Origin of the sequence: Lysinibacillus sp. FSL L8-0312, from assembly GCF_038003285.1 — a bacterium.
In the GTDB taxonomy this organism is placed as follows: Bacteria; Bacillota; Bacilli; order Bacillales_A; family Planococcaceae; genus Lysinibacillus; species Lysinibacillus fusiformis_D.
The window spans coordinates 2,571,971-2,590,076 of record NZ_JBBOOV010000001.1; the positions used below are offsets into that span (position 1 = coordinate 2,571,971).

Here is an 18,106-nt window from a genome sequence, read left to right on the forward strand (position 1 = left end):
TTTAGGTCGAAGAATCACTCGACGCCATGATGTAATCGTTTCGCATTCTCCCTGTGAGAAAGATATGCTGTCATGCACTTATTAGATGAGGTTAAGTTGTTCAATTAAGTTGTCTTCATTCCAAACTTCGATACCTAATTGCTCAGCCTTTGTCAGTTTAGAGCCTGCATCTGCTCCTGCGATCACAAGGTCTGTTTTTTTGCTGACACTGCCTGTGACAGTACCACCTAACTCTTCTATTTTCGCCTTTGCTTCGTTGCGTGTCAATTGCTCAAGTTTACCAGTTAAAACAATTGTTTTACCTGCAAAGGGACTATCACCTATAGCCACTTCTACTTTTTTACCTTTATACGTCATATTCACACCTGCCTCAGCAAGACGCTCAATGACTGCACGTGCATCTTCATTGGAGAAATACTCTACTAACGAAGAAGCCATTTTATCGCCAATTTCATAAATCGCTACTAGCTGTTCCTCTGTTGCTGCCATTACTGCTTCCATCGAACCAAATTGCTCTGATACGATTTTAGCTGCCTTTTCACCAACATGACGTATACCTAAACCTATTAATAAACGTTCCATTGAGTTTTCCTTTGAGGCTTGAATGGCATTCACTAAATTAGTTGCAGATTTTTCGCCCATACGTTCTAGTTCTACAAGTTGCTCAACTGTTAAATGATATAAATCAGATACATCATGTATTAAATCTGCACGCAATAATTGCTCTACTACTTTATCTCCAAGTCCATCAATATTCATCGCATTGCGAGAAACAAAGTATTTTATGCTTTCCGCAATTTGAGCAAAGCAGGCAGGATTTACACAGCGTAGAGCTACTTCACCTTCAATACGAATCAATTCACTATCACAAACAGGGCAATTTTTTGGCATGACATAAGGGACTGAATCCTCTGGACGTTGCTCTATTAGCACACCTACCACTTGAGGAATGATATCACCAGCTTTTCGAATAATGACTGTATCTCCAAGGCGAATATCCTTCTCTCGAATTAAATCTTCATTGTGCAATGATGCACGTTGTACCGTCGTCCCTGCTACTTGTACTGGCGTTAAAATAGCCGTTGGTGTTACTACACCTGTACGTCCTACTGTTAAATCAATAGTAAGTAATGTTGTGACAACTTCCTCTGCTGGAAATTTGTAGGCAATGGCCCAGCGTGGACTTTTGGCAGTGTAGCCTAGCTCATCTTGTTGAGCATACCGATCTACTTTGATAACGATACCATCAATTTCGTAAGCTAAATTCGGACGGTTTTCTGTCCAATGCTCTATAAAGGCCATGACCTCTTCAATTGTCGAGCAACGCTGACGCTCTTTGTTCGAAGGGAAACCAAGACCCTCTAAATAATCAAGCATTTCCGCATGCCCATCAATACCATATAACTCACCATCTCCACCAATAGCATAGATAAAAGTTGATAATTGACGACTTGCCGCAATTTTTGGGTCTAACTGACGTAGTGAGCCAGCAGCCGCATTACGCGGGTTAGCAAATAATTCTTCTCCATTGTCAGCACGTTGCGTATTTAATTTTTCAAATGATTTTTTTGGCATGTACGCCTCACCACGTACTTCGATTGTCACAGGATCTTTTAAACGTAGTGGGATCGCTCGGATTGTCTTTAAATTGGCTGTAATATCTTCGCCTACAACACCATCTCCTCTTGTTGCCCCTTGTACAAACACGCCATTTTCATATTTCAATGAAATAGCCAAACCATCTATTTTCAGCTCACATACATAAGAAAATTGGTCTCCAATTGCCTGACGTACTTTACGATCGAACTCTCGTAAATCTGCTTCATTAAAAGCATTTGAAAGACTAAGCATTGGATAATCATGTGTTACTTTTTTAAAGCCCTCAACCACTGCTCCACCAACACGCTGTGTAGGAGAATCGGGATAAATGAGTGATGGATTTGCTTCCTCTAATGCGATCAGTTCATGTAATAATTGATCGTATACACTATCAGCTACAACAGGATTATCTAACACATAATAGGCGTGACCATATTCATGCAATATTTTATTTAACTCCGCTACACGCTGTTCTATTTCGTTCATTTATGTTCCTCCGCTTACGCTTTTTCAATCGGTGCAAATTGAGCTAGTAATCGTTTTATGCCAATTGGTTGTGGAAAGGCGATATCAAGCTCTGTACTATCACCTTCACCTTTTACACTGACTACCATACCCGTTCCCCATTTTTTATGAATCGCCTTATCTCCAGCCTTCCAGCCAAATTGATCTCCACCCGTTGCTTGTAAACGAGCTGTAGCAGGCTGTGTTTGTTGAATAGCACCAAGCGTGCGCTTTTGATAGCCAGCTGTTGAACGATTATTAGTGGCAAACGGTAGCTTTGATTCTGCACCTGCCTTAGAAATGGACTCTGTAATGTCTTCTGAAATTTCACCTAAGAATCGGGAGGCGTTATTAAAGCTTGAACGACCAAAAATTGTTCGGCTTTGTGCACATGTTAAATAGAGACGTTCCTCAGCTCGTGTCACGCCAACATACATAAGACGGCGTTCCTCTTCCATCTCATCTTGATCGTCTAAAGAGCGTGAATGTGGGAATATATTTTCCTCCATACCGATAATAAAGACAATAGGGAATTCTAAGCCTTTAGCGGCATGCATCGTCATTAAAATAATATTGCCCTTAGAAGCATCTTCTTTATCTAGTGCATCAATATCAGCAATAAGAGCTAAATCTGTTAAAAAAGCAATTAAGCTTTTATCATCACTGCGCTCCTCAAAAGCCTTTGTGACAGATAAAAACTCTTCAATATTCTCTAGACGACTTTCTGCTTCAATTGTTTTTTCATTTTGCAGCATTGTACGGTAGCCTGATTTATCGATGACTTGCTCCACAATTTCAGTAACAGATAAATAATCCTGCATCTCTGTAAAGCCTTTAATCATTGCATAAAATTGCTCAGCTGAATTTGCTGCTTTCCCAGTTAGACCCATGAATACAAGATCATTCATCGCATCAAAAATGGAACGATCCTGATCAATCGCATAGCGTGCCATTTTTTCAAAGGATGTAGCTCCAATACTACGCTTCGGCTCATTAATAATACGTGCCAGTGATAAATCATCATCATTATTGGCAATCAGTCGTAAATAAGCTAGTAAGTCTTTAATCTCTTTTCGATCATAGAACTTTGTTCCGCCCACTATTTGATAGGCCATATTGGATTTAACAAGTACTTCCTCCATCACACGTGATTGAGCATTCGTACGATATAAAATAGCAAAGTCATCAAATGAACGATTTTCTTTTTCAATTAATTGCTGAATCGTTTGTACAACAAATTGCGCTTCTTCTTGCTCATTATAAGCTTTATATAAGGCAATTTTTTCACCCTCTGCATTTTCTGTGCGCAGTTCTTTTGGGTAACGTGTTGTATTATTTTGAATGACGTCATTTGCCGCCTGTAGGATGCGTTTAGTAGAACGATAATTCTGCTCAAGCATTATGACCTTGGCGTTAGGATAATCCTTTTCAAAAGATAGGATATTGCCAATGTCAGCACCACGCCATCGATAGATGGACTGATCGGAGTCCCCTACAACACAAATATTTTTAAATTTCTTTGCCAGTAACTGTACAAGTAAATATTGAGATTTATTCGTATCTTGGTACTCATCTACATGAATATATTGAAATTTATTTTGATAGTATTCGAGCACTTCAGGCACACGTTTAAACAATGTAATCGTCGTCATAATCAAATCATCAAAATCGAGCGATTGATTGCGACGTAGTCTTTTTTCATAGCCTTTATAGACACGTGCAACGGTTTGTTCATAAGGGTTTTTATCGTTCATTTGTCCAGCGTAATCGTCAGCAGTAATACATTCATTTTTCGCTGCACTAATCGCATTTAAAATCGCTCTCGGCTCAAAACGTTTAGGGTCAATATTCTCATCCTTCATCACATTTTTGATGACTGATAGCTGATCAGTGGAATCTAAAATGGAGAAATTACGAGATATGCCTAGTTGATCGATATTACGACGTAAAATTCTTACACACATTGAGTGGAAAGTAGAAACCCACATACTATCGCCGGTACCATTCCCTAGAACGCCATCAATACGCTCGCGCATTTCTCGTGCTGCTTTATTCGTAAACGTAATCGCCAAAATCTTTGATGGATATACTTCCTTTTCTATCACTAAATAAGCAATACGATGTGTTAAAACACGTGTTTTTCCTGACCCAGCACCTGCCATAATAAGTAACGGTCCATCAGTTGTTTTGACCGCTCTTTCCTGTTCAGGATTCATTCCTGCTAGTAAATTTTTTGTTAACTGTTCCATTTTGCACCGCCTTACAAACATTTGTTCTAAAATTATAACGTATTTTTAACAGCCTTAACAGTCGCAAGTGCAGCTTTTAAATCATCATATATAATATTTCCAACTACTACCGTATCTGCAAACTGTGCCATTTCCTTCGCTTGCTTTGCAGATGTTATGCCTCCACCATAAAAGAGCTTCGTATGTTTCAGCTCGTTTTTCACTGCGCGAACTACCTCTAGATCCCCATACATCCCGCTGTACTCGACATAAAATACAGGCAATTTAAAGAAATTTTCCGCCATGCGTGCATAGGCCACTACATCGTCAATCGTTAAATCCGTTTTCGCACCTGTTACTTGTGCTACTTTACAATCAGGATTTAAAATACAATATCCTTCTGCTACCAACTCTTCCCACACCATGATATCTCCGTACTCTTTTATGGCCTCATGATGTAAATTTTTAATCCATTTTGGATCATCACTATTTAATACCGTTGGAATAAAATAATAATCATATCCTGGAGTTACCGCATCAATTGTAGAAATTTCAAGCGCTATTGGTACCTCAAAACGACGTACACGAACAAGCAAATCTAATACGCCATCTAATGTCACATCATCCGTACCACCTACTAAAATGACATCTGTGCCTGACTCACAAATTTTTTCTAGTGCCTCATCTGAAATGTCCTTAGCTGGATCTAGCTTGAACACATGTCTCCATTCTAAATAATCCATTTAATTGACCACCTATCATTTTCTATCTATTCGTTTACAAGTATAGCTTATGATTCACGACAAAAAAATGAAAAAGACTGAGCAGAACTTCTACCCAGCCTCTTTCCCTACTATTCTTTTGGTGCTTGAAACGGTTTTTCATCAGGATACAAACGACCTAACATTTCATCATATGTATCATTCCCATAATCGAAGCAGCGACGCACACGTGAAATTGTTGCTGTACTTGCTCCTGTTTCCTTTTTAATGGATTCATAGGTTTTCTTCAAACGCAATAAATGTGCAACCTCAAAGCGTTGTGCCAACGATTGAATTTCACTAATCGTACATAAATCATCAAAAAACTTATAGCATTCTTCAATGTCTTTCAACTCTAACACGGCTTTAAATAATTGATCTGTTTGATGCCCCCGAATTTTTTCGATTTGCATGCAATTTTCCTCCCTTTAAGGCTGCGTTTTCACCATTGCTTGTAACCCTGGTGAAGATGGTACGAAATGAACCCACGACTTTCCTGGTACAAGCTTTACAGGCTCCCCTGATTGCTCTACAGCCATTGGTATTCCATTAACGTTCGTCCATTCGACTTCCCTCAAATAGCCATTTTGAAATACATACGCATTTCCACCAGACGTTAAATCAATTGCTTGGCGACCAACATCATCAATGGTTTGATGGTCCATTTCAAAAAATAGTACATTTGCCAATGATACTGTTTCGCCTGTTAACATATCCTTTGTGTCCACGCCAGCCGATTGTCGTTCATAGTGATTACTTTGATGATCATACACATACGAGTTGTGGAAATCTTCATTCTTTCCATAGTAAATATCAACTTGACTTGTTTCAATGCCTATTTTACCACGTTCATCGGGTTCATAAAAAGTCTGAAGTACTTTTTCACTGTAATTCATTGAAGCGCCTACCATTTCAGCACCTTTTAGGATGTTTTCGGATGTAATATATGAATTATGCGGAGCCACACGGTCCCTGGAACGACTAAAAAGTATACCATCATAAGCCATTCCATTGATATGATCGACGATACGATGATCGAGCATCGTTTTTGCCTCTGGACTATAGCCATGTGCTACATAAAAAGCATCAAATCCCTTTGCCATATCAATGAAATAGGAGCGTGCACTTCGAACTGGACCAATATTTTCAGGTAGCTCACTTTGGTATATTGCTAAAAAGCGTGTCACATTGCCTTCCGCAAGCATTTCATAAATGACATCTGCATCAGCCAATCCAGATTGTGGACGTGCTGCTGGATGATTATTAATTGTGACCATAATAGGCCGCTGTGTAATTTCTTCTAGCACAGCCTCCCCAGTGAGTGGAGCCACGAATTTGGGTTGTTGAACAGGCTCCTCCCCAACCGTTTCCTCCTCCACTATAGAGTCATCGTCTTCTTTTACTTTTGGTGTATCCTTTGAACATCCACCGATCAACAAAGCACTAAATGCCATTGCAATCCATAATTTCTTTGATTTGAACACAAGCATACCTCTCCTTTGAACACTTACACATGACGGCAATTGTTTAAACAGCTGAAACACTTTCATTAATTAGCGCATAACAGCAGGTAATAATAACTTATTCTTCATCACATCGAAAATCCCTTTTGGTGTTATACGAATATATGGTAAATGAGTGGATTGTAAAAATAATAACGTGTAAATAGCATCTCCTAATTGATAACCTCGATCTGCTAAAGCTTGTTTTAAAGCATTTTCTTTCTCCGTTAATGCAAGTACGTCTCCATCATATAAAAGTCCACCGATTGTTAATGGGATGTCCGCTATCACTTCTCCTTTTTCGACTAGGACAATTCCACCATTTCTAGCCTTCATTTCTTCGAAAGCTTTGATCATATCTTCTTTGTTTTTTCCAATTAGCAAAATATCGCCTGTGTTTGAATAGGAGGATGCAAAGCCTTGAACATCTGTCGCAAATCCTTTAATCATCGTATTCACATGCCAGTTACCTTCCCGGTTAAGGAGCATTAAATAGCACTCGTCATGATTCGCCAGTTGCCCTTCTCTAGTTATGAAAGAGTTATAAGGCTTTGTAATAACATCATTGACTAACTGAATACCAAAGGGCATTGAAAACTGAAAATCTTGTGAATCTAATGAAAAATCTAAATCTAATGCTGGGATTGCAGAATAATCAACTGATGCAAATTTATGCACACGTTCTCCATCACGCTTCAACCAAACACCCTTCGATAAGACACTTTCAGGAATAGGATGATATTCATCTTGTAAAATATTCAGGGAAGCGAAGCGACCTGTCGCGATAAACCCATGTAAATTAGACATATTATAATAGCGTGCCACATTATAAGAAGCCATTTGATAGGCATCGATTGGGGATACTCCTGCATCTAAGGCTGCCTGAATACATTTATCCATCACACCATCCTCATGGAATGAAGGTGGTGAGCCATCTGTTGTCATCATTAAATGATCAAAAATAGGAAGTTCTTTTTCTACTATTCCTTTTAGCAGATGTGGTAAATCTGGACGAATGGAAGAATAACGTAATGTTACTGCATAGCCCTGCATAATACGACGCTCTACTTCCTCCACTGTCATTGCCTCATGGTCCCCATCAGCACCAAGCAGTTTCATGCGTGCTAAAGTTCTTTCTGAAGCTCCTGGGAAATGTCCTTCAATTTTTTTCCCAAGCCCCTTTGCCATTTGCATACGATAAAGCATTTGATCGTCGCCATGCAGCAGCTTAGGCCAGCCTGTCAACTCTCCACCAAGCAAGACATCACTTCGCTCTAGCCATTCCAATATGGACGTATTAGAGAAAACTTCTTCCTCTTGCTCCAGTTCAGTTTGTGAATCAAAGCGAGTCCACCAATAAAAAGAAAACGGTAGCTTTTTCAAGTTATCCAAAATTGAAAACGCTTTCTTATTTTCTAAATTTAAAACAAAACTTAAATTATCGGAAATAAAAGCTGTTGTTCCAAGCTGACCACAAAAATCTGCAAATGACTGTGGATGATAAAGCTGGAACGGATGGACGTGTGGTTCAATATAGCCTGGTACAATTGTTTTCCCTGTACAATCCACCACTTCTGTTCCTTCTAATAAAGGAGGCATTCTGTCACCAGCATAGACAATGCGATCTCCTAAAATCCAAATGTTTCCTACTACAAATTGTTTCAGCATACTATGCAAATAACGTGCATTTTTCAACACGATATCTGGTGCCTTTTTCCCATCGATTACTGCTAATTGCTGTCGTAACTTTGTTATTTTCCATACTGGATCCATGCTATTCGCTCCTTCCTAATTTACGTAATTTTTCATTGTGTAAATCCAACTTGAAATCACATACTACTACTGCATAATCGCATACTTTCATAAAAATTATGCTTTATGCAATCATCTTGTTTCAATCGTAACACAGCACTTTCATAAAGCAAAGTGCACCTCGCTTAATTTTTCCACAATGACTAAAGGAGGAAGTATGATGATGCAGCAAGCAAATTTAAGCGAAAAAAATGCATTTTGTCGTTTTGCAATGGGTACAAGTTTGACAGCATTTGGTATCGCTAAAGTTTCTAGAGATCCTAATTGTACAAAAGGTCGATTAATGATTGCATTAGGTGCCATGAAAATGGCTGAGGGACTCTTTAAATATTGTCCAACAAAGGCGCTCTTAAGCTCCAATATGCAAAATGCCATGAACACCTCTATGCAAAGTATGTTCAGCGGGCAAAATTCTATGTCTTCTGAACAAATCGATAAACTCATGAAGGATTTTTCCTCTGCTATATCTGGTAATTCTTCAGGTTCACAAGCTACCGCTTCAAAACAATCTGACACCAGCACTTCAACTCAAAATTCCTCAAATAGTAGCGATTCTTCAACGAATAAAGCTCAAAATCCTTCTTAGTCAAAGGAGCCGTCCCAATCTATTATTGAGACGGCTCTTACCTCTTACGTTTGAAACAACAAGAGGTTTCAAAAGATGATTAAAAATATTTTAAAATTTAGTGAAAATAACAATTACTTAAATGTACGCCAGCCAATATCTTGACGGAAGAAAAAGTGATCCCATGTTTCTGTAGCAATTCCAGCGTATACCTTTTCCTGTGCTTCCTGCAAAGTAGGAGCTTTGGCAGCAACTAACAGGACACGGCCACCATTACCAACAAATTGGCCATCCACTAATTTTGTACCTGCATGGAATACTGCATGGGATGTGGAAAGTGCCTCTAAATTCGGTAATGCTTTGCCTTTTTCAACGTCACCAGGATAGCCTTCTGCTGCAATGACAACACCAAGCATCGCTTCTTCTGACCATTGTAAATCAAATGGCTGTTCATCCATTAAAGCCATCATAAATGCCCCAAAATCAGAAACCATACGCGGTAACACTACTTGCGTTTCTGGATCACCAAAACGAGCATTAAATTCTATAACCTGAGGACCTTTCTTTGTTAAAATTAACCCAGCATATAAAATACCTGTAAAGGAAGCACCATCAGCATCCATCCCTCTAACAGTAGGTTCTACAATTGTATGATATGCAAGATCAACTACTTCTTGAGAGATTTGTGGTACAGGCGAGTATGCACCCATGCCTCCAGTGTTTGGTCCTTTATCACCGTCATAGGCACGTTTATGGTCTTGTGCAATAACCATTGGATAAATTTGTCCTTTATGTACAAAGGACATAAAGGAGAACTCTTCTCCGTCTAAAAATTCTTCAATGACAACACGTGAAGAGGAATCACCAAAGCGTTGATTGCCAATCATATCCTCGACAGCTTCAATTGCTTCTTCCTCTGTCATGGCCACAACAACACCCTTACCAGCCGCTAAACCATCTGCTTTAATGACAATAGGCGCCCCTTGTTCTTGAATATAAGCGATCGCTTTTTCTGCTTCAGTAAACGTTTCATGTGAGGCTGTAGGAATATTATATTTATTCATCATTTCTTTCGCATAGGATTTGCTACTTTCGATTTGAGCTGCAACCTTTGAAGGGCCAAAAATACGTAAACCTCTAGCTGTAAAGAAATCAACAATGCCTTCAGCAAGTGGCTGTTCTGGGCCAACAAATGTTAACGCAATATCATTTTCCTTTGCAAATTGAGCAAGACCTGCGAAATCCATTGTATCAATAGCTACAACTTCTATTTCGCCTCCCATTCCATCATTGCCTGGCGCTACAAATACTTTGTGAACCGATGGAGAAATGCTAAATTGTTTAGCGATTGCATGCTCACGACCGCCGCTTCCGATTACTAATACATTCATTTTAGAGAATCCTCCTATTTGTAAGTAAGACCGAGATGAACCAGCATCTCGGTCTGTTTTGTTTCTTATATGTTTTATTAATTAGTGTTTAAAATGGCGTACGCCTGTGAATACCATAGCAATTCCATATTCATTTGCTTTATCAATGGAATCTTGATCTTTAATCGAGCCACCTGGTTGAATAATAGCAGTAATTCCTGCCGCTGCTGCTGCTTCAACAGTATCACTCATTGGGAAAAATGCGTCTGATGCTAGTGCAGCACCTTTTGCTTTTTCTCCAGCTTGCTCAAAGGCAATTTTAGCAGCACCTACGCGGTTCATTTGACCTGCACCAACACCAAGTGTCATTTGGGAATCTGTTACAACAATCGCATTCGATTTAACATGTTTGACAACTGACCAACCAAGCTGTAATGCTTCCCATTCCTGTTTTGTTGGTTCACGATCTGTCACTACTTTAATATCTGCATTGCCAAAACCATAGCGATCCGGCTCTTGTACAAGAAGGCCACCTTCAACAGATACTACGTTGAATTGATCTTGTTTTGCTTGCTCAAATGGAATAGTTAGTAAGCGAATATTTTTCTTTTGCGTTAAAATGTCCAACGCTTCTTGTGAGAATGCAGGTGCAATGATGATTTCTAAGAAAATGTGACTTAACTTTTCAGCAGTTGCTGCATCTACTTCCATATTTAACGCGATAATACCACCAAAAATAGATGTTGAATCTGCTTCATAAGCTTTATCGAATGCTGCCTCTAATGTAATACCTGTACCAACGCCACATGGATTCATATGCTTTACTGCTACAGCAGCTGGCATTTCAAATTCTTTGACGATTTGTAGTGCTGCATTACCATCTTGAATATTGTTGTAGGATAACTCTTTCCCATGTAATTGTGTAGCATAGGCCAATGAGAAGTCTGAGCCAAGACGTTTTTGGTAGAAAGCCGCTTTTTGGTGCGGGTTTTCTCCATAGCGTAAATTTTGCTTTAACTCATATGTCATCGTTAAGCTCTCTGGGAATTCTTCTTCTGTCAGGTAGTTCGAAATATAAGAATCATAAGCGGCTGTGTGACGGAAAACTTTCGCAGCTAATTGACGACGTGTTTCAATTGTAGTTGCGCCGTTTGCTTTTAGTTCTTCTAATACTGTTGCATAGTCATTGCTATCCACGATTACTGTTACATATTGATGGTTTTTTGCAGCAGAGCGTAACATTGTTGGGCCACCGATATCAATGTTTTCAATTGCATCATCCCATGTTACATTAGGCTTTGAAATTGTTTCAACAAATGGATATAGATTAACACAAACAATCTCAATTGGCTCAATTCCATGCTCGTTCATTTGTGCTTGATGAGAAGCATCGTCAAACTTTCCTAATAGACCACCGTGGATCATTGGATTTAATGTTTTCACACGACCATCTAAAATTTCTGGGAACTTCGTTACTTCATCTACTGCCGTTACAGCCACCGCATTATCCTGTAACATTTTTTTCGTACCGCCAGTTGATAAAATTTCATAACCTAATGCTACTAATTCCTTTGCAAATTCTAAAATACCATCTTTATTGGAAACACTGATTAATGCACGTTTTGTCACAACAATATCCTCCTAATTTTTATCGTGCTTACCACGAACTGACTTGCTTCTATAAGATTAATAGAGTTAGGTCTTACTTGTTGAGTAAGGTTCTCGACCTAACTCCTCTTCAGTTATTGTAATAATTGCTGTAAAGCCTTTGTATATAATAGATGCTCTTGCTTATGAATTTCAGCTTCTGTTGCCTCTCGATTTCCTTCAATGACAGGTACAGCAGCCTGCGCGATAATCGGACCAGTATCCATTCCTTCATCAACAAAATGCACCGTTACCCCTGTAATCTTTACACCATGATTGATTGCCTGACCAATGGCGTCCTTCCCGGGGAATGCTGGCAATAAGGAAGGATGGATATTAACAATTCGTTGCGGAAAGGCTGCTAATAATACGTCACTAATTAAACGCATATACCCTGCAAGCACAATCCATTTCACATCGCATTCATGTAAAGCATCGATAATGGCTGTCTCATAAGCTGCTTTTGATGCAAACTCTTTTGGATTTAATGCTAACACTGGAATCCCCAAATTTTCAGCACGTGTCACTACAAACGCACCGGGCTTATCTGTCACCACTAGTTCAATCTTTGCATGCAGTTCTCCACTTCCGATCGCCTCTTGAATGGCTTGAAAATTACTCCCGCTGCCTGATGCGAACACGGCGATTTTTGTTGGTGCAGTCATTACACTAAACTCCCATCATGCGAGCCATTAAACACTACTCCGTCGCCTTTGATAACACGTCCGATTGGATAAGCCTTTTCACCATTTGCTTCTACTGCTGCCATTACTTTCTCAGCTTCAGCTACTGGCACAGCTATTACAAAACCAATCCCCATGTTAAAGACATTATATAGATCTTTATCTTCTAACTGGCCTTTATCTTTTAGGAATTCAAAGATACGTAATACTGGCCAAGAACCTAAGTCGATTTCCGTTGCTAATCCTTCTGGCATCATACGCGGTAGATTTTCATAGAAACCTCCACCAGTAACATGAGCACAACCATGTACATCTGCTGCCTTTAAAGCTGCTAATACTGGCTTAGCATATAGCTTTGTTGGCACGAGAAGAGCCTCCCCGATCGGTCCTAAATCTTCATAGCCTTCAACAATGGCATCCACCGCATATTGCTGATCTGCAAAAACAATTTTTCGCACTAAAGAATAACCGTTTGAATGTACACCACTTGATGCAATCCCAATAAGCACATCGCCTTCAACGATTTTTTCACCTGTCACAATGGCAGACTTTTCACAAGCACCTACTGCAAACCCTGCTAAATCATATTCGTCTTCTTCATAAAGACCAGGCATTTCCGCAGTTTCGCCACCAATTAGTGCTGCACCAGATTGCACACAGCCATCTGCAACACCTTTAACAATTTGTTCAATTTTTGCAGGCTCTGCTTTTCCAAGCGCTACGTAATCTAAAAAGTACAGTGGCTCTGCTCCTTGAGCAACAATATCATTGACACACATTGCTACACAATCCACACCAATTGTATCGTGCTTATCTACCATGAACGCTAGTTTTAGCTTTGTTCCAACACCATCTGTCCCTGAAATAAGAACAGGTTCTTTAAGATTTAGTTTTGACAAGTCAAACATGCCACCAAAGCCACCGAACGTTCCCATTACACCTAAACGGTTCGTACGTTCAACATGAGACTTCATTCGTTTTACAGCTTCATAACCCGCTTCAATATTTACACCTGCTTGTTCATATGCCTTTGACACGCAGAGTTCCTCCTTATCATCCAAATCGCCTCAGTACCCTAGAAGTCTTTGTATAGCCTTCTACCGATCACCAATCCGTTGCGATGTTTTTCTTAACGTAATAGTTCTTTTTCATGTGGTAAGATGGTATCCGGGAAAATCTCTGTTGGATATTTGCCTGTAAAGCATGCTAAGCATAGCCCACGATTGTCATCTTCATATGGTCGTGCAATTGTCTCTACCATGCCCTCAACAGAAAGGAACGTAAGAGAATCTGCACCGATTGCATCACGAATTTCATCTACTTTATGACTAGAGGCAATCAGCTCTTCATGTGTGGAAGTATCAATGCCATAATAACAAGGATTTGTCATTGGCGGTGAAGAGATCACAACATGAACTTCTGCTGCACCAGCATCTTTTAACATTTTGACAATACGACGTGATGTTGTACCACGCACAATTGAATCGTCCACCATTACTACACGTTTACCCTTTACAACTTGAACAACTGGTGACAGTTTCATTTTTACACCACGTTCACGTAATTCCTGTGTTGGCTGAATAAACGTACGACCAACATAGCGGTTTTTAATAAGACCTAATTCATAAGGGATGCCACTTTCTTCTGCAAAACCAATCGCTGCTGAAATACTTGAATCAGGTACACCCGTTACTACATCAGCCTCAATATGCGCACATTCACGGGCAAGTTGTTTCCCCATACGCTTACGCGCCATATGAACATTAATGCCATCAATATCTGAATCAGGACGAGCTAAATAAACATATTCCATCGCACACATCGAACGCTTTTCCATATCAGCAAAGCGATCCGATTTTACACCCTCATCATTAATAATGATGAGCTCTCCTGGCTCCACAGAACGAACGAATTCTGCACCAATTAAATCAAATGCACAAGTTTCAGAAGCTACCACCCAGCCATCTCCAAGCTTTCCAAGAGATAATGGACGTAAACCATGTGGATCACGTGCAACAAGCATTTCATCCTTTGTCATAATTAAGAAAGAATACGCACCCTTTAATAGAGAAAGGGCATTTTTCACCTTTGCACGGAATGGTGAATGCGAGCTTTTCTTAATAAGATGCGCCAGCACTTCTGTATCAGAGCTAGAATGGAAAATACTTCCTTGTCGTTCTAGATACTGTTTTAAATGTGTCGCATTGACTAAGTTACCGTTATGGGCAATTGAAAGGCTACCAGTTGAGGAGTGGAATAATAGTGGCTGTACGTTTTCAATACCGCCGCCACCAGCAGTCGTGTAACGAACATGAGCAATAGCCGCTTTGCCGTTGACTGCTTTTAATTTATCTTCGTTGAAAACATCATTAACTAGTCCTTCGCCTTTCACCGCGCGAAGATGCTGTCCATCTGAAACGACAATTCCAGCCCCTTCTTGTCCACGGTGTTGAAGAGCATGTAGCCCGTAATAGCTAAGGTGTGCTGGACTTGGGTTACCCCAAATACCAAACACCCCACATTCTTCGTTTAAGCCTCTGAGTTCAGCAAGCATGGGATTGCTCCTTTCCAATTAGAACGGAATTCCTCCACTGTACCTTCTACAAGCACACCTTTGTCCCCGTTGATTTTAACAAGTGCATCATTTGTTACGACACCAATTTGGTGAGCATCTTTGATGATTTCTACAAATGCAGCAGCATTTTCTTCTTTGACAGTTACAACAAAACGAGATTGACTTTCGCTGAATAATGCAGTTGTAGCAGATCCTGCTAATGTTACTTCAACACCAAGACCGTTTGCACCGAATGTTGTCTCAGTAATAGCGACTGCAAGACCACCCTCTGCAACGTCATGGGCAGATTGTACAAGACCAGCTTTAATCGCCTTTAATAAAGCTTGCTGACATACCGCTTCCACTTCTAAATCTATAGCTGGCGCTTTTCCTGAAATAACGCCATTATTTAATAGTTTTTGTAGCTCTGAACCACCGAATTCAGTTTTTGTCTCACCAATGACAAAGACAAGATCTCCTGCAGCTTTTACATCCTGTGTAGTTACATGAGCTAAATCTTCGATAAGACCAACCATACCAATTGTTGGTGTTGGATAAACGGCTTCGCCTGAACGCTCATTATAAAGAGAAACGTTACCACCGATTACTGGAGCATTTAATGCCGTACAAGCAGCCGAAATACCATCCGCAGATTTTTCAATTTGCCAGAAGATTTCTGGTTTCTCTGGATTACCAAAGTTTAAGCAGTCTGTAATCGCAAGTGGCGTACCACCCGTTGCCACGATATTACGTGCTGCTTCAGCTACTGCGATAGCTCCACCCACTTCTGGATCTAAATAGATATAGCGAGAGTTACAGTCCGTTGTCATCGCTAAACCTTTATTTGTCCCACGTACACGAATAACGGCAGCATCAGACCCAGGCTTCACAACTGTCGATGTACGTACTTGATAATCGTATTGATCGTACACCCACTCTTTAGAAGCAATTGTTGGTGCTTGTAGTAAAGCATTTAAAGTTTCTTTATAATCCGTCACAACTGGTTCTACGTTCTCGATTGCTTGGAACTCAGCATAGTATGCAGGTTCAGCAGATGGTTTATGATAAACAGGAGCATCTTCTGCTAACGCATCAGCAGGTACTTCTGCCACTACTTGTCCTTTGTGTAAAAGGCGAAGCATTTTATCATCCGTTACTCGGCCGATTGCTACAGCATCTAAATCATATTTATCAAAGATCGCTTTAATTTCATCTTCACGACCTTTTTTCACCACTAATAACATACGTTCTTGAGACTCAGATAACATCATTTCGTACGCTGTCATACCTGTCTCACGTTGAGGCACTAAGTCTAAATTCATTTCTACGCCAGAACCCGCTTTTGAAGCCATTTCTGCTGATGAAGAAGTAAGACCAGCTGCACCCATATCTTGAATACCAACTAGAGCATCAGATTTTACAACTTCTAAACATGCTTCAAGTAAAAGTTTCTCCATGAATGGGTCCCCTACTTGTACTGCTGGACGTTGGTTATCTGATTCCTCTGTTAATTCCTCAGAGGCAAATGTTGCACCATGAATTCCGTCACGACCTGTTTTCGCACCGACATACATAACTGTATTGCCGACACCCGCAGCAATACCACGTTGAATATCTTGATGGTCGATTAAACCGACACACATTGCATTAACAAGTGGATTACCTTCATAGCAAGGATCAAATTGAATCTCGCCACCAACGGTCGGAATTCCGATACAGTTACCATAACCTGCGATACCCGCAACAACTTCTTCAAAAAGATATTTACCACGTGCTGATTTTAATTCACCAAAACGTAATGAATTTAGCATGGCGATTGGACGTGCACCCATGGAGAAAACGTCACGGATAATACCGCCAACACCTGTTGCAGCTCCTTGATAAGGTTCAATTGCAGATGGATGGTTATGTGATTCCATTTTAAATACTACTGCCTGTTCATCACCAATATCGACAATACCCGCACCTTCACCTGGACCTTGTAATACTTGTGGCCCTTTTGTCGGGAACTTACGTAGTACTGGCTTTGAATTTTTGTAAGAGCAGTGCTCAGACCACATTACTGAGAAAAGACCTGTCTCTGTCCAGTTAGGTAGACGTCCTAAAATACCTTCTACCATTGCAAATTCTTCGTCTGACATCCCCATACCAGCGTATAGCTTTTCATCCTTAATTTGCTGTGCTGTTGGCTCAAACTTAGTTGTTGACATGATTTTCCCTCCACTGCTTCACAATTGATTTGAATACTGCTAGACCGTCTGCGCCGCCCACCAATGCATCAACAGCTCGCTCTGGGTGTGGCATCATCCCTAATACATTGCCGCGCTCGTTTATAATCCCTGCGATATCTTCTAAAGAACCGTTTGGATTGTCACCTGAGTATGTGAATACGATTTGATTATTATCTTTTAGTGATTGTAAAGTTTCTTCGTCACAGTAGTAATTACCTTCACCATGTGCGATTGGAATATTGATGATTTGACCTTGCTCATATTGATTTGTGAATAATGTATTGTTGTTTTCCACTTTTAGCTGTACTGTACGGCACATAAATTTTAAGTTTTTATTGCGTAGTAAAGCCCCTGGTAATAAACCAGCTTCCGTCAGAATTTGGAAGCCATTACATACACCTAATACAGGTTTACCAGCATCTGCTGCTTTCTTAACCTCTGCCATAATGTTAGATTGATTAGCCATTGCACCACAACGAAGGTAGTCCCCATAGGAGAATCCTCCAGGTACTAATACGCCATCAAAGCCACTTAGATCTGTTGCTGTATGCCATACATATTCTACTTCTTCACCTAGCTCGTCTTTAATCGCATGATACATATCGATGTCACAGTTTGACCCAGGGAATACGAGTACTGCGAATTTCATG

14 protein-coding genes are annotated in these 18,106 nt (G+C 40.1%); 1 reads left to right on the forward strand and 13 read right to left on the reverse strand.

All coding sequences use genetic code 11. The features are described 5' to 3' along the window. Positions 1 to 81: 81 nt before the first annotated feature. The 6 genes from ligA to MHI22_RS13070 form a co-directional block, all read right to left on the reverse strand. Positions 82 to 2,085: an NAD-dependent DNA ligase LigA gene (ligA, locus tag MHI22_RS13045; RefSeq protein WP_340812173.1), complete on the reverse strand. Its 2,004-nt coding sequence runs from the start codon at positions 2,083 to 2,085 to the stop codon at positions 82 to 84. A gap of 14 nt (positions 2,086 to 2,099) precedes the next feature. After that, a complete protein-coding gene (gene pcrA, locus MHI22_RS13050; protein ID WP_036123463.1) occupies positions 2,100 to 4,352 on the reverse strand; it encodes a DNA helicase PcrA in 2,253 nt (750 codons plus the stop codon). Between the two features lie 32 nt (positions 4,353 to 4,384). After that, positions 4,385 to 5,074 (reverse strand): heptaprenylglyceryl phosphate synthase, encoded by a 690-nt coding sequence (locus tag MHI22_RS13055; RefSeq protein ID WP_340812175.1) that lies wholly within the window; start codon positions 5,072 to 5,074, stop codon positions 4,385 to 4,387. Positions 5,075 to 5,184: 110 nt separating this feature from the next. Continuing rightward, positions 5,185 to 5,505 (reverse strand): YerC/YecD family TrpR-related protein, encoded by a 321-nt coding sequence (locus MHI22_RS13060; RefSeq protein ID WP_004225717.1) that lies wholly within the window; start codon positions 5,503 to 5,505, stop codon positions 5,185 to 5,187. A gap of 15 nt (positions 5,506 to 5,520) precedes the next feature. Next, a complete protein-coding gene (locus MHI22_RS13065) occupies positions 5,521 to 6,576 on the reverse strand; it encodes a DUF3048 domain-containing protein (RefSeq protein ID WP_442916384.1) in 1,056 nt (351 codons plus the stop codon). A 69-nt stretch (positions 6,577 to 6,645) separates the two neighbouring features. Then, positions 6,646 to 8,367 carry an adenine deaminase C-terminal domain-containing protein gene (locus MHI22_RS13070; protein ID WP_338651926.1) on the reverse strand — a complete coding sequence of 574 codons (1,722 nt, stop codon included), beginning with the start codon at positions 8,365 to 8,367 and terminating at the stop codon, positions 6,646 to 6,648. Between the two features lie 199 nt (positions 8,368 to 8,566). Here MHI22_RS13070 and MHI22_RS13075 point away from each other — a divergent pair, with 199 nt between their 5' ends. After that, entirely contained in the window at positions 8,567 to 8,992 is a 426-nt protein-coding gene (locus MHI22_RS13075; RefSeq protein ID WP_058844200.1) for a YgaP-like transmembrane domain, read from the forward strand. A 113-nt stretch (positions 8,993 to 9,105) separates the two neighbouring features. Here MHI22_RS13075 and purD read toward each other — a convergent pair whose 3' ends face one another. The 7 genes from purD to purQ all read right to left on the reverse strand — a co-directional run bounded on the left by purD (position 9,106) and on the right by purQ (position 18,105). Continuing rightward, entirely contained in the window at positions 9,106 to 10,362 is a 1,257-nt protein-coding gene (purD, locus tag MHI22_RS13080; protein WP_036123475.1) for a phosphoribosylamine--glycine ligase, read from the reverse strand. 81 nt (positions 10,363 to 10,443) lie between these two features. After that, the gene (gene purH, locus MHI22_RS13085) at positions 10,444 to 11,970 is read right to left on the reverse strand and encodes a bifunctional phosphoribosylaminoimidazolecarboxamide formyltransferase/IMP cyclohydrolase (protein ID WP_036123476.1); all 1,527 of its coding nucleotides are present in this window, start codon (positions 11,968 to 11,970) and stop codon (positions 10,444 to 10,446) included. 113 nt (positions 11,971 to 12,083) lie between these two features. Further along, a complete protein-coding gene (gene purN / locus MHI22_RS13090) occupies positions 12,084 to 12,653 on the reverse strand; it encodes a phosphoribosylglycinamide formyltransferase (protein ID WP_101966909.1) in 570 nt (189 codons plus the stop codon). Beyond that, positions 12,653 to 13,708 (reverse strand): phosphoribosylformylglycinamidine cyclo-ligase, encoded by a 1,056-nt coding sequence (purM, locus tag MHI22_RS13095; protein ID WP_036123480.1) that lies wholly within the window; start codon positions 13,706 to 13,708, stop codon positions 12,653 to 12,655. Before purM ends, purN begins: the two co-directional genes overlap by 1 nt. A gap of 92 nt (positions 13,709 to 13,800) precedes the next feature. Then, positions 13,801 to 15,225 carry an amidophosphoribosyltransferase gene (gene purF, locus MHI22_RS13100; protein ID WP_058844201.1) on the reverse strand — a complete coding sequence of 475 codons (1,425 nt, stop codon included), beginning with the start codon at positions 15,223 to 15,225 and terminating at the stop codon, positions 13,801 to 13,803. Then, the gene (gene purL, locus MHI22_RS13105) at positions 15,201 to 17,435 is read right to left on the reverse strand and encodes a phosphoribosylformylglycinamidine synthase subunit PurL (protein ID WP_340812178.1); all 2,235 of its coding nucleotides are present in this window, start codon (positions 17,433 to 17,435) and stop codon (positions 15,201 to 15,203) included. The genes purF and purL overlap by 25 nt, the downstream gene beginning before the upstream one ends. Continuing rightward, the gene (gene purQ / locus MHI22_RS13110) at positions 17,422 to 18,105 is read right to left on the reverse strand and encodes a phosphoribosylformylglycinamidine synthase subunit PurQ (protein WP_054611985.1); all 684 of its coding nucleotides are present in this window, start codon (positions 18,103 to 18,105) and stop codon (positions 17,422 to 17,424) included. The genes purL and purQ overlap by 14 nt, the downstream gene beginning before the upstream one ends. Position 18,106 lies beyond the last annotated feature (1 nt).

Excerpts from the sequence above, each read along its gene's own strand:
- pcrA (WP_036123463.1), bottom strand. The coding sequence starts at position 4,352 with ATGGAACAGTTAACAAAAAATTTACTAGCAGGAATGAATCCTGAACAG.
- purD (WP_036123475.1), bottom strand. The coding sequence starts at position 10,362 with ATGAATGTATTAGTAATCGGAAGCGGCGGTCGTGAGCATGCAATCGCT.
- ligA (WP_340812173.1), bottom strand. The coding sequence starts at position 2,085 with ATGAACGAAATAGAACAGCGTGTAGCGGAGTTAAATAAAATATTGCAT.
- purL (WP_340812178.1), bottom strand. The coding sequence starts at position 17,435 with ATGTCAACAACTAAGTTTGAGCCAACAGCACAGCAAATTAAGGATGAA.
- MHI22_RS13070 (WP_338651926.1), bottom strand. The coding sequence starts at position 8,367 with ATGGATCCAGTATGGAAAATAACAAAGTTACGACAGCAATTAGCAGTA.
- MHI22_RS13075 (WP_058844200.1), top strand. The coding sequence starts at position 8,567 with ATGATGCAGCAAGCAAATTTAAGCGAAAAAAATGCATTTTGTCGTTTT.
- purF (WP_058844201.1), bottom strand. The coding sequence starts at position 15,225 with ATGCTTGCTGAACTCAGAGGCTTAAACGAAGAATGTGGGGTGTTTGGT.
- purQ (WP_054611985.1), bottom strand. The coding sequence starts at position 18,105 with ATGAAATTCGCAGTACTCGTATTCCCTGGGTCAAACTGTGACATCGAT.
- MHI22_RS13060 (WP_004225717.1), bottom strand. The coding sequence starts at position 5,505 with ATGCAAATCGAAAAAATTCGGGGGCATCAAACAGATCAATTATTTAAA.
- MHI22_RS13055 (WP_340812175.1), bottom strand. The coding sequence starts at position 5,074 with ATGGATTATTTAGAATGGAGACATGTGTTCAAGCTAGATCCAGCTAAG.
- purN (WP_101966909.1), bottom strand. The coding sequence starts at position 12,653 with ATGACTGCACCAACAAAAATCGCCGTGTTCGCATCAGGCAGCGGGAGT.